Source organism: Pseudomonas sp. F-14 TE3623 (genome assembly GCF_053629015.1).
In genome coordinates this window covers 2644622-2657102 of record NZ_JBRJHM010000001.1, presented here as the reverse complement: position 1 = coordinate 2657102, position 12481 = coordinate 2644622, and the positions used below count along the sequence as shown (strand labels likewise).

The 12481-nt window shown below is 58.4% G+C and carries 10 protein-coding genes and 4 tRNA genes; 5 read left to right on the top strand and 9 right to left on the bottom strand.

From position 1 onward, the window contains the following. Positions 1 to 133 precede the first annotated feature (133 nt). Positions 134 to 847 (bottom strand): FKBP-type peptidyl-prolyl cis-trans isomerase, encoded by a 714-nt coding sequence (locus tag AB7M29_RS12135; protein WP_217858043.1) that lies wholly within the window; start codon positions 845 to 847, stop codon positions 134 to 136. Between the two features lie 270 nt (positions 848 to 1117). On the opposite strand from AB7M29_RS12135, the gene AB7M29_RS12130 reads away from it, so the two are divergent. Next, on the top strand, positions 1118 to 2950 hold the full coding sequence (locus tag AB7M29_RS12130) for a di-heme-cytochrome C peroxidase (protein ID WP_454246911.1): 1833 nt from the start codon (positions 1118 to 1120) through the stop codon (positions 2948 to 2950). A gap of 3 nt (positions 2951 to 2953) precedes the next feature. Then, the gene (locus AB7M29_RS12125; protein WP_217858045.1) at positions 2954 to 4090 is read left to right on the top strand and encodes a catalase family protein; all 1137 of its coding nucleotides are present in this window, start codon (positions 2954 to 2956) and stop codon (positions 4088 to 4090) included. Positions 4091 to 4380: 290 nt separating this feature from the next. Here AB7M29_RS12125 and AB7M29_RS12120 read toward each other — a convergent pair. From AB7M29_RS12120 to AB7M29_RS12105, 4 genes are all read right to left on the bottom strand, one after another. Further along, a tRNA-Asp gene (locus AB7M29_RS12120) sits at positions 4381 to 4457 on the bottom strand. 19 nt (positions 4458 to 4476) lie between these two features. Further along, a tRNA-Val gene (locus AB7M29_RS12115) sits at positions 4477 to 4552 on the bottom strand. Positions 4553 to 4751: 199 nt separating this feature from the next. Beyond that, positions 4752 to 4828: transfer RNA gene (locus AB7M29_RS12110), tRNA-Asp, on the bottom strand. Between the two features lie 18 nt (positions 4829 to 4846). Further along, a tRNA-Val gene (locus tag AB7M29_RS12105) sits at positions 4847 to 4922 on the bottom strand. Between the two features lie 160 nt (positions 4923 to 5082). On the opposite strand from AB7M29_RS12105, the gene rdgC reads away from it, so the two are divergent. The 3 genes from rdgC (at position 5083) to sugE (ending at position 7539) form a co-directional block, all read left to right on the top strand. Continuing rightward, the gene (gene rdgC, locus AB7M29_RS12100) at positions 5083 to 6003 is read left to right on the top strand and encodes a recombination-associated protein RdgC (protein ID WP_052967943.1); all 921 of its coding nucleotides are present in this window, start codon (positions 5083 to 5085) and stop codon (positions 6001 to 6003) included. A gap of 136 nt (positions 6004 to 6139) precedes the next feature. After that, positions 6140 to 7105 carry a bile acid:sodium symporter family protein gene (locus AB7M29_RS12095; protein WP_217858046.1) on the top strand — a complete coding sequence of 322 codons (966 nt, stop codon included), beginning with the start codon at positions 6140 to 6142 and terminating at the stop codon, positions 7103 to 7105. 119 nt (positions 7106 to 7224) lie between these two features. Next, on the top strand, positions 7225 to 7539 hold the full coding sequence (gene sugE, locus AB7M29_RS12090; RefSeq protein WP_052967941.1) for a quaternary ammonium compound efflux SMR transporter SugE: 315 nt from the start codon (positions 7225 to 7227) through the stop codon (positions 7537 to 7539). Positions 7540 to 7635: 96 nt separating this feature from the next. Here the strand turns inward: sugE and AB7M29_RS12085 are convergent, their stop codons facing one another. The 4 genes from AB7M29_RS12085 to AB7M29_RS12070 all read right to left on the bottom strand — a co-directional run bounded on the left by AB7M29_RS12085 (position 7636) and on the right by AB7M29_RS12070 (position 12412). After that, positions 7636 to 9510 (bottom strand): MFS transporter, encoded by a 1875-nt coding sequence (locus AB7M29_RS12085; protein ID WP_217858047.1) that lies wholly within the window; start codon positions 9508 to 9510, stop codon positions 7636 to 7638. A 97-nt stretch (positions 9511 to 9607) separates the two neighbouring features. Next, positions 9608 to 10759, bottom strand: coding sequence for a TDT family transporter (locus AB7M29_RS12080; protein WP_217858048.1), 1152 nt, complete (start codon positions 10757 to 10759; stop codon positions 9608 to 9610). A 105-nt stretch (positions 10760 to 10864) separates the two neighbouring features. Next, positions 10865 to 11176, bottom strand: a complete 312-nt coding sequence (locus AB7M29_RS12075) for a cupin domain-containing protein (protein ID WP_201059466.1) — start codon at positions 11174 to 11176, stop codon at positions 10865 to 10867. Positions 11177 to 11218: 42 nt separating this feature from the next. Then, positions 11219 to 12412, bottom strand: coding sequence for an MFS transporter (locus AB7M29_RS12070; protein WP_454246910.1), 1194 nt, complete (start codon positions 12410 to 12412; stop codon positions 11219 to 11221). Positions 12413 to 12481: the final 69 nt, after the last annotated feature.

Sequence of the window (12481 nt, the reverse complement as noted above, 5' to 3'; positions counted from 1 at the left end):
CCCGTCTAGCTCGAGCGCCCTCACTGGCTATGACTTCAGCGTATCGCATCCGTTCGCTTTGTTTACCGCCACTGAACGCCAGATGCAACAACGCCCCGCATAAGCGAGGCGTTGTTTTTAGAGCAGACGCGTATTACTTGGTGGCGTCTTGTTTTGCTGGATCCTTGATGGCCAGCAGCTCCAGGTCGAATACCAGCACCGAGTTGGCTGGGATCGCAGGGCTTGGGCTCTGGGCGCCGTAAGCCAGTTCGCTAGGGATGTACAGTTTGTACTTCTCGCCAACGTGCATCAGTTGCAGGCCTTCGACCCAACCCGGAATCACACCGCTGACCGGCAGATCGATCGGGCTGCCGCGCTCGACGGAACTGTCAAAAACGGTGCCGTTGGTCAATTTACCGGTGTAGTGAACAGTCACTACGTCGGTCGGCTTAGGCTGAGCGCCATCGGCTTTCTTGACCACTTCGTATTGCAGGCCGGAAGCCGTGGTGGTGACACCCGCTTTCTTGCCGTTCTCTTCGAGGAATTTCTTGCCGGCGGCTGCCGACTCTTCGCTCATCTTGGTCAGACGCTCTTCAGCACGCTTTTGCAGTGCGGCGAAGGCTTCGACCAACTCTTCATCTTTCAGCTTCTGTTCTTTCTTGCCAACGGCATCTTCGATGCCCTGGGCAACTGCTTTGGAATCCAGGTCATCCATGCCTTCCTGAGCCAGGCTTTTGCCCATGTTCAGGCCGATACCGTAGGAAGCTTTTTGCGCCGGGGTTTTCAGCTCTACGCTGGTCTGCGAATCACAACCCGCAAGTACCAGGCCAACCAGGGCCACCGCCGCCGCCAACCGATGCTGTTTCATGCTATTTCCTTGTTCATGCGCCTAAAGGGCAATCGAGTAAAGCCGCGAGCTTATCAGGCCGCCACGACCAATGGCTACCGGCATGAGAGCAGGAAACGTCTGATAAGTTCAGGTGTTTAAACGCATTTCGGCTATAGAAGGATGAAGCTTCTGTCATTTGGCTCTTATAGACTCAAGGGCCGGTTCCCACAGCCTCTGGCGTAATGGCCTCTTGCCGCACCTCGTCAGCTGAGGCATAAGGGAGCTACAAATTGACAAGGATGTTTTATCTTGCGCCTCATATTCCGCTTGCTGATTCTGATCGCCGTATTCCTGGGGCTAGGCCTCGCCCTCGTGCTGTATTACGTCGCCAACCCGAGATTACCGGCCTGGTCACCGGCGCAACAGGTGAATTACCTGGAGCAATGGAGCGCCGCCGACCGCCAGGCTTACTACTTCACACCTCAAGGTACCCAGGTCAAAGGCTTGCGTTATGACTGGTTCAACGCCTTGGAATTGCCCTTCTCGCAAAAACGATTCGCCGCTCCTGAATACCTCGCACGCTTTGGTTTTCTGATCGACCCGAGCCAGAAAGCCACGCCGAACAACCCCGGTAACCTGCCCGTCGGTTTTGCCCGTCATCAAAACCCCGGCAGCCAGGACGAGTTTCTGGACATCACCTGCGCCGCCTGCCACACCGGCGAATTGCGCTTCAATGGCCAGGCCGTGCGCATCGACGGTGGCTCGGCCCAGCATGTATTGCCGTCCAGCGTCCCTACCTTGCGTGGCGGCAGCTTCGGCCAGGCACTGGTGGCCAGCCTCGCCTCGACTTACTACAACCCTTGGAAATTCGAACGTTTCGCACGCAACGTTCTGGGCCAGGACTACGACGCACGGCATCAACAGCTGCGCCAGGATTTTAAAGTCTCACTCGATACCTTCTTGAAAGTGGCCTGGAACGACACCCATCGCGGTCTCTACCCCACCGAAGAAGGCCCTGGCCGCACCGATGCCTTCGGGCGTATTGCCAACGCCAGCTTCGGCGACGCGATTTCACCCGCCAACTACCGTGTGGCTAACGCTCCGGTGGACTACCCGCAACTGTGGGACATGTGGACCTTCGACTGGGTGCAGTGGAACGGTTCGGCGCAGCAACCGATGGCCCGTAATATCGGAGAAGCCTTGGGTGTGGGCGCCACGCTGAATTTCTTCGACAGCAGCGGGCAGCCGTTCAAGGGCGACGACCGCTACCCGTCCAGCGTCCGGGTGCGCGATCTGCACCGGATCGAAGAAACCCTGCAACGACTCAAACCGCCCGCCTGGCCGGAAGCTCTGTTGGGCAACATCGACAAGCCCCTGGCCGCAAAAGGCCGTGAACTATTCGCTGAAAACTGCGCCGGGTGCCACGTACCCCGCGTCACCCAAAGCGATGGCAGACCGGTGCATCATCTGAAATTACTGCCTGTGGAGGAGATTGGCACAGATGCCGGCGCCGCCAACAATATTGCTGATCACCGCTTCGATCTGACGGCCTTGCAGTGGGATCCGGCAGAGCTTGCGCAACTGGACGTACAACTGCATCCAAAACCCACAGAACCCTTGGATATGAGCCAGTTGTCCGTGGCCAAGGGACTGGCTTACGTCACTGCTTTCGTGAGCAACCAGGCCTACCGCGAAGCCAATGTGACACCTGCAGAGCGCCCGAACCTGGATGGATTCGGCCTGCCGATCGGCGTTCAAGAGTTGCGTAGCTATAAAGCCCGACCATTGGCAGGCGTCTGGGCCACGCCGCCGTTTCTGCACAACGGTTCGGTGCCGACCATCTATCAACTGCTCTCGCCACAAAGTGAACGCGCCGCCACGTTCTACAAGGGCACCTTCGAATACGACCCCAAACATTTGGGCTATCGCACCGAAGCCTTCACCAACGGTTTTGTGTTCGACACCCGTATCACTGGTAATCACAACAGCGGCCACGAGTTCCGCGCAGGCGAGCGCGGGAACGGCGTCATTGGTCGTCTGCTGCAACCGGAGGAACGCTGGGCGCTGCTGGAATACCTGAAGGTGTTGGGCGGCCCGCTTGAGTCGCAATTGCCAGTCCGCCTTCTCAGTCAAAAGGATTGACCCATGCTGATCACTCTCTGGTTGCGCCTGGGCGCCTTCCTCGGCAAAACCCTGCTGTGGCTGCTGGGTCTGGGCCTGCTCGGCTGGGCGCTGATCATGGCCTGGTCCGCCTGGCAGCATCGCGGCCCGGTATCAGCTGAAGAACTGATTCCGGACGGCGAAGCGGCGATGACCCAGGACATCATCCAGACGGCCGTGCGCATCGTCGATCAACACCGTGAAAGTACTCGCTACCTGCGCGATGCCCATGCCAAGGCCCATGGCTGCGTGAAGGCCGAGGTTCAGGTGCTGCCGGAGCTGGCGGCGGAGTTACGTCAAGGCGTGTTCAGCGAGCCCGGCAAAACCTGGCAAGCGACGATGCGGCTGTCCAATGGTAATGCGTATCCGCAGTTCGATAGCATCCGCGATGCTCGGGGCATGGCGATCAAACTGTTCGATGTGCCTGGTAAACAGCTGCTGAATGACCAACAAGGGCGCAGCGAACAGGATTTCGTGATGTTCAACCATCCGAACTTCTTTGTCAGCGATGTCGCCGAGTATCGTCAGAATGTGGCCGCTCAGGCTGATGGCAAAAAGGTCATGGCGTTCTTCCCGGGTTGGGACCCGCGCACCTGGCAGGTTCGCCATCTGTTTATTGCGCTGGCGACGCTCTCCCCTGCCCCCACAAGCCCGACGCAGACCACTTACTTTTCGGTTTCGCCGTACAAGTTCGGTGAAGCCAATGCCAAATTCCGGGTGATGCCGGATCCTGATAACTGCCCGGCCTACGCGCTGCCCACGCAAAATCAAAACCTGCCGAACTTCCTGCGCAGTGCGCTGAACCAGCAGCTGTCGACCGATCGGGTGCCGGCGTGTTTCGTCTTGCAGATCCAGCGTCAGGATGCGGGCAAGTACATGCCGATCGAAGACACCAGCATCGAATGGCGTGAACGCGATGCACCCTTCGAAACCGTGGCCCGGATCAAACTGCCTGCCCAGGATTTCGACACCCCGGCGCTGAACCTGCAATGCGACAACCAATCGTTCAACCCATGGTTCGGCCTTGAAGCCCATAGGCCGATTGGCGGGATCAACCGGTTACGCAAAGCGGTGTACGAGGCCGTCAGCGACTACCGGCACAGTCGTAACGCCGAACAATAGGCAAGGCAGAAACGAAAAAAGCGACCAGAACAGGTCAATGCTGGTCAGGTGCGGAACCTGCGGGAGCGGGCTTGCTCGCGAAAGCGGTGTATCAGGCAACATCAATATTGACTGTGCCGCCGTCTTCGCGAGCAAGCCCGCTCCCACATGGATTGCGTTTAACTGGCATTGCCCGAACAGGTCGCATTTGCAGTGGGAACCAGCACAAAGCCAAATCCCAGACAGCAAAAAGCCCGCATTAAGCGGGCTTTCTGTGGTGATCTGGCGTTCAGCGTTCCAGATACCGAATATGGCGCAGCGGACGGGACTCGAACCCGCGACCCCCGGCGTGACAGGCCGGTATTCTAACCGACTGAACTACCGCTGCGCGTAGCGTTGAAAGTAAGTGGTGGGTGATGACGGGATCGAACCGCCGACATTCTGCTTGTAAGGCAGACGCTCTCCCAGCTGAGCTAATCACCCTTTACCTTCGTTGCGGGGCGCATTGTGCCACAGATTTTCATAAAGTGTTGATTTAATTGATAAATTTATCAAAAAAATCTGAAAACCGGTAAAACGACACGACCTGCAGGAACAACGTTCAAACCATGGACAGAAAAAAACCCGCGTTAGCGGGCTTTTCCGTGGTGACCTGGCGTTCAGCGTTCCAGGTTACCGAATATGGCGCAGCGGACGGGACTCGAACCCGCGACCCCCGGCGTGACAGGCCGGTATTCTAACCGACTGAACTACCGCTGCGCGTAACACTAAAGCGAATGGTGGGTGATGACGGGATCGAACCGCCGACATTCTGCTTGTAAGGCAGACGCTCTCCCAGCTGAGCTAATCACCCTTCACTTTCGGTGTGGCGCGCATTCTACGGAGCGACCCAACCTCTGGCAAGAACTTTTTTAATTAATTTTCTCAGGCCTTCCAAAGGCTTAGAGAAGGGTTGGCCTATGGCACACGGAGGACAATAATGCCCCCCTTTGTATAAAGGAGAGACTCACCCCATGTGGTTCAAAAACCTGCTTATCTATCGCCTGACCCAAGATCTGCCTTTTGATGCCGAGGCGTTGGAAACTGCACTGGCCACCAAACTGGCGCGTCCATGTGCAAGCCAGGAGTTGACCACCTACGGTTTCGTCGCGCCATTCGGTAAGGGCGAAGACGCGCCGCTGGTGCACATCAGCGGTGACTTCCTGCTGATCGCCGCCCGAAAGGAAGAGCGCATTCTGCCGGGCAGCGTCGTACGCGACGCGGTGAAGGAAAAGGTCGAAGAGATCGAAGCCGAACAAATGCGCAAGGTCTACAAAAAGGAACGCGATCAGATCAAGGATGAAATCATCCAGGCCTTCCTGCCCCGCGCCTTTATCCGCCGCTCGTCGACCTTCGCCGCCATCGCGCCGAAACAGGGCCTGATCCTGGTTAACTCGGCCAGCCCGAAACGTGCCGAGGACCTGCTGTCCACCCTGCGCGAAGTGATCGGCTCGCTGCCAGTGCGTCCGCTGACGGTGAAGATGTCGCCGACCGCCACCATGACCGAATGGGTCACCACCCAGAAAGCCGCGAATGATTTCTTCGTGCTGGATGAGTGCGAGCTGCGCGACACCCACGAAGACGGCGGCATCGTGCGCTGCAAGCGTCAGGACCTGACCAGCGAAGAAATTCAGCTGCACCTGAGCACCGGCAAAGTGGTCACTCAACTGTCGCTGGCCTGGCAGGACAAACTGTCGTTCGTGCTCGACGACAAAATGGTGGTCAAGCGCCTGAAGTTCGAAGACCTGCTGCAAGATCAGGCGGAACAGGACGGTGGCGACGAAGCCCTGGGCCAACTGGACGCCAGCTTCACGCTAATGATGCTGACCTTCGGCGACTTCCTGCCGTCGATGGTTGAAGCGCTGGGTGGTGAAGAGACCCCGCAAGGTATCTAAGCCGACGCACAGTCTAAATGTGGGAGCGGGCTTGCTCGCGAAGGCGTCCTGACAGTCAACATCATCGCTGAATGTCAGACGAGCAAGCCCGCTCCCACATTGGTTTGTGGTGCTACTTAACAATAAGGATCAGGCCATGCGCGCACTGGCTGCATTGAGTCGTTTTGTCGGCAACACTTTCGCTTACTGGGTACTGATTTTCGCCGTCGTGGCGTTTCTGCAACCGGCCTGGTTCATCGGCTTGAAAGGCGCCATCGTGCCGCTGCTGGGGCTGGTGATGTTCGGCATGGGCCTGACCCTCAAGCTCGAAGACTTCGCCGAAGTCGCTCGCCATCCATGGCGCGTGGCCCTGGGCGTGGTTGCCCATTTCGTGATCATGCCCGGTGTGGCGTGGTTGCTCTGCCAGGTTTTCCACCTGCCGCCAGAAATCGCCGTCGGGGTGATTCTGGTCGGCTGCTGCCCAAGCGGCACCTCGTCGAATGTGATGACCTGGCTGGCGCGCGGCGATCTGGCGTTGTCGGTGGCCATTGCCGCTGTCACCACCCTCCTCGCTCCGCTGCTGACACCGGCGCTGATCTGGTTGCTGGCCTCGGCCTGGTTGCCGGTTTCGTTCATGGAGCTGTTCTGGTCGATCCTGCAAGTCGTGCTGCTGCCGATCGTGCTCGGCGTGCTTGCCCAGCGCGTACTCGGTGATCGGGTTCGTCACGCCGTAGACGTGTTGCCACTGGTGTCGGTGGTGAGCATCGTGATCATCGTCACTGCCGTGGTGGCCGCCAGTCAGGCGAAGATTGCCGAATCCGGCCTGCTGATCATGGCCGTGGTGATGTTGCACAACAGCTTCGGTTACTTGCTGGGTTACTTCACCGGGCGCCTGTTCAACCTGCCACTGGCCCAGCGCAAATCCCTGGCACTGGAAGTCGGCATGCAGAACTCCGGCCTGGGCGCGGCCTTGGCCAGTGCGCACTTCTCGCCGCTGGCGGCGGTGCCAAGCGCGTTGTTCAGCGTCTGGCACAACATTTCCGGGGCGCTGCTCTCGACGTATTTCCGTCGAATGAGCGAGAAAGAAGACCGGCAACTCGCTGCTCAACAGGCAGCGGATTAAGCCGCAAACTTGATCCTCGGATTAATGATGGGCACTCTAATGCGCAATGCGGGGACGACCTCGCGGCTCGATCGAGTGATTAATCCGGGGACGACCCCATCCATTGATGGAGGTCTTTGATGTCCTGGATCATTCTGTTTTTCGCTGGCCTGTTCGAAGTCGGCTGGGCGGTTGGCCTGAAATACACCGACGGTTTCAGCCGCCCTCTTCCTACCGCACTGACCGTCGCCGCCATGGCGATCAGCCTTGGCCTGCTGGGCCTTGCCATGAAGGAATTGCCGCTGGGCACGGCCTATGCGGTCTGGACTGGCGTGGGCGCGGTGGGCACGGTAATCGCCGGGATCATTTTGTTTGGTGAGTCCATGGCGTTGTTTCGCCTGGCCAGTGTGGCGCTGATCATTGCCGGGTTGATTGGGCTCAAGGTTAGCGCTTAGGCCACTACCGCTTTCGCGAGCAAGCCCGCTCCCACATTGGACCGCATTCCACTGTGGGAGCGGGCTTGCTCGCGAAGAGGCCCGCAAAGTCACCGACTATCTAACGGCCCCACGCAATTCCCCCACCAACCCTTGCAACGTCGCCGGTTCAGCCACTTCAACGGCCACCGCCGGCCCCGCCACCAGGGTCACCCGCGACCACAGCCTGCGAAACACGCCCTTGTCCGGATCACGACTGAAGAAACTCCCCCACAACCCCTGCAACGCCAGCGGAATCACCGGCACCGGCGTTTCTTCGAGAATCCGCGTCAGCCCGCCCTTGAATTCGTTGATCTCGCCATCGGAGGTCAACTTGCCTTCAGGAAAAATGCACACCAGCTCACCATCCTTCAGGTACTGGGCGATGCGGGTGAAGGCTTTTTCGTAGATCTGAATGTCTTCCTGACGCCCGGCAATCGGAATCGTCCCCGCTGTGCGGAAGATGAAGTTCAGCACTGGCAAGTTGTAGATTTTGTAATACATCACAAAGCGAATTGGCCGACGCACTGCGCCGCCAATCAGCAACGCGTCGACGAACGACACATGGTTGCAAACCAGCAATGCCGCGCCTTCATCGGGAATCAGTTCCAGATTGCGATGCTCAACGCGGTACATGGAATGGCCAAGCAGCCAGATCATGAAGCGCATGCTGAACTCGGGGACGATTTTGAAGATGTAAGCGTTGACGCCGATGTTCAGCAGCGACACCACCAGGAACAGCTGCGGGATTGACAGCTTGGCGAGGCTCAGCAAGACGATCGACACAATCGCCGAGACCACCATAAACAGGGCGTTAAGAATGTTGTTCGCAGCGATCACCCGCGCCCGTTCGTTCTCGACGGTACGCGACTGGATCAGCGCATACAGAGGCACGATGTAAAAACCGCCGAAGATCCCGAGCCCAAGAATATCGATCAACACCAGCCAGGCGTGGCCAAACCCAAGGACTTCGATCCAGCCATGGCCGGCAACGCTGTCCGGAATTCCACCGGAATGCCACCACAGCAACAGGCCAAACACCGTCAGACCGAATGAGCCAAACGGCACCAGACCGATCTCGACTTTGCGCCCGGAGAGCTTCTCGCAGAGCATCGAACCCAGTGCGATACCGACCGAGAACACTGTAAGAATCAGCGTTACTACGGTCTCATCGCCGTGCATCCATTCCTTGGCATACGCCGGGATTTGCGTCAGATAAATCGCCCCGACAAACCAGAACCACGAGTTGCCGACGATCGAACGCGATACCGCGGGCGTTTGCCCGAGGCCCAGCTTCAAGGTGGCCCAGGATTGGCTGAAGATGTTCCAGTTCAAACGCATTTCCGGCGATGCCGCCGCGGCTCGGGGAATGCTGCGGCTGGCCAGGTAACCGAGTACCGCGATCCCGATGATTGCCATGGACACGACCGGCGCGTAGTTGCTGGTGGACATCATGATCCCGGCACCAATCGTCCCGGCGAGAATCGCCAGGAAAGTGCCCATTTCCACCAGACCGTTGCCGCCCACCAATTCTTCTTCGCGCAAGGCCTGCGGCAGGATTGAGTACTTCACCGGCCCGAACAGCGCCGAGTGGGTACCCATAGCAAACAGCGCCAGCAGCATCAGCGACAGGTGATCGAACATGAAACCGACCGCCCCTACCGCCATGATGACGATCTCCCCGAGCTTGATCAGTCGGATCAGTGCGTCCTTAGCGAACTTTTCCCCGAATTGCCCGGCCAAAGCCGAGAACAGGAAAAACGGCAAGATAAACAGCAACGCACACAAGTTGACCCAGATCGAACGGTCACCCTCGATGGTCAACCTGTACAAAATGGCGAGGATCAGCGACTGCTTGAAGATGTTGTCATTGAAGGCCCCGAGGGACTGCGTGACAAAAAACGGCAGGAAGCGCCGAGTGCGGAGCAAGGTGAATTGTGAGGGGTGACTCATCTTCCATGTGTCCCTGATTTTGGCTGGAGAGTGGCGCGGATACTGTTATTGGATGCCGGACATCGATCCAGGCCACAGATTACCTAATCTTTGCCCCTTATTTCTTTAATCCTGCAATGCACGGCGAGACAAACAGCTCACCTCGCCACGCACCCTGTACCGTCCGATTGGCGACAAGCAGCCACATCACTGCCAGCATGGCCACCAACACGCAACCAAAGACACTGAAAAACGTCAGGCTCAAGGTGCTGGCCAGTTTCAGCGTAGCCAGTGAATAGACACCCAGCGGGAAAGTGAAGCCCCACCAGCCGAGGTTGAACGGGATACCGGCGCGCAAGTAACGCACGGTGATCAACAGCGCTATCAGCATCCACCAGAGCCCGAAGCCCCACAACGTGATGCCGGCCACCAAGCCAAGCCCAGCGGCGATCTCGCCAATACCCGGCAGACCGTTGGCGGCGAAGATCGCTGGCGCGTCGGCGCCCAACAGCAACATGCCCAGCGCACCGGTGCCAATCGGCCCAAGGGCCAGCCAGCTCGAGGCGGCCATGTTTTCGTGGGGCAATTTATGCAACGCCATGCGCAGCAACAGGATGGTCAGAATGCTGAACGCTACCGGCAGGGAAAAGGCCCAGAGCACGTAGCTGGTCACCAACACCACCAGTTGTGAATGAGCATCGGCCAAGTGCGGCGCCAGCAAGCCACCGCTGGCAGCCGCCACTTCCGCTGCCACCACCGGCAACAGCCAGACGGCGGTCATCTGGTCGATGCTGTGCTCCTGCCGGGTGAACATCATGTAGGGAATCAATACCCCGCAGGCCAGCGACATCGCCACGTCCAGCCACCACAGTATTTCGGCGAGATGGATCACACCGTCACCCCAGCGCGGTAAACCGAACAACAGAAAACCGTTGATGATGGTCGCAAGGCCCATGGGAATGGTGCCGAAAAACATCGAAACCGTGGAGTGTCCGAAAATCCGTCGCGCCTCGTCGAAGAACATGACCCAACGGGCGGCATACATGGCCGTGAACACAACAAACAGGACAATATTGAACAACCACAGGCCTTCGGCAAACGCATGCAGACCGGGATTCGATACCGGCAATTGCGCAAGCGCCAGCGCCAACACGCCAGTGCCCATGGTCGCCGCGAACCAGTTGGGAGTGAATTGTCGGATGGCCTCCCGAGGGTGCTGCAAATGACTGAGCGGTTTGATACCGGGTTTAACGCTATGGGTGCAGGTCATGGTGAACTCCTGTCCTCTTGTGAGGTGGAGTTCATGGTAGATCCGAATCGAATATCGATATAACGGGTAATATCTCTAACTGTTATCTGCTTTACAGATACTGCATCAGACGCTGCCTTCAGTCTCGATCACCAATATGCGCGCCACACCCAGTGGATGAGCCACGTGCTCGGTGCCTACCGAGGCATAAAAAATATCGCCGATCTCGAGTAGCGTTTCCTTTTCCAGTCCTTCTTCGCGATAACGCATCTGCACCTGCCCATCGAGCACCACGAACACTTCCTGGCCATCGTTGATGTGCCATTTATAGGGCTGATCGGTCCAGTGCAAACGGGTGGTAATGCCGTTCATGTTGGCGATGTCCAGCGCCGCCCAGGCGCGGTCACCGGTGAAGGACTTGCTGCGGATGATCTTCATGGGGCGGTCCGTCGAAATGAATGGCGGTGCCAAGGCTAACGGTCATCGAACATCGACGCCACAGGCTTTGACAGTCTGCACACGTATCAACCCGACCAACGCACCAAGCGACAGAATAATCAGCACCGCGCCATAACCATCGGTGGTTGCCACCAGGCCAAAGGTCCGCGTCAGACCGCCAGCCAGCAACGACGGCAAACAGAACGCCAGGTAACTGAGCGCATAAAACGCCGACATCAAACCCGCCCGCTCATGAGGCAAGGCCAGCGGCACGATGCTTCGCAAGGCACCCAGGAAACCCGCTCCAAAACCGCCGCCCGCCACCAGGGTACCGAAGAAGAACAACGGCAGGCTGGCGCTGTGTACCGCCAGCAAAATCAGCGCAACACCCGCAGGCAACAGGCTCGCGCCCAACAGCAAGACTTTGTCGGCCGGCCGATTGCGCAAGGTGTAGATCATCAATGCACCGGTCACTGTCAACACGGCCACCGTAGCCCCGCCAATCAGATTCGAGGTGGACCCAGTGGCGGTCCGCACCAGAGACGGCGCCAGGGAAGCGAAAAAACCACCGAGCGCCCAAACCGCTAGATCTATCGGCAGCACCCGCCACAGCATCCGCCGCGCCTGAATCGGCACATGCAGGGTCGGGCGCAACGAGGCCCATGCACCTGGTTGCCGACTGACGCTTTCCGGCAGGCGCCAGACGTACAACGCTTGCATCACAAACAGCGCGAACAGCACCCAATAGGTCAATTGCAGCGGCAGCGGCGCAAACTCGGCCAACACACCGCAGCCCATGGCACCCAGCGCCATGCCCAGCAACGGCGCGACGCTGTTGACCATCGGCCCTTGCTGACGGTCGGTGTCCAGCAGCGCCGCACTCAAAACGGCGGTGGCCATGCCCGTGGCAAAACCCTGCAGGACCCGCGCACTGATCAGCCAGGCGACGCTGTCGGCGTTGATAAACAGCAACATTGCCAGCATGTTCAGCAATACGGCGGTAAAAATCACCGGTTTGCGCCCCAGATAATCAGAAAGCGAACCGACCGTGAGCAACGCCGCCAGCAAGCTGAGGGCGTAGACGCCGAAAATCAGGGTCAGGGTCGCTGCCGAGAACTGCAGGTGTTCTTGATACAAGTGATACAACGGCGTTGGCGCGGTGGAAGCGGCGAGAAAACTGAGTAAGGTGATCGCCAGAAACCACAGGCTGGAACGGTTTGATGTTAGACGGGACATAAGCACACTCCGCAAAAGCTAACTTTTTGCTTTTGCGGAGTGTGCTACTGGTAAACGCTTAAAGCAAAT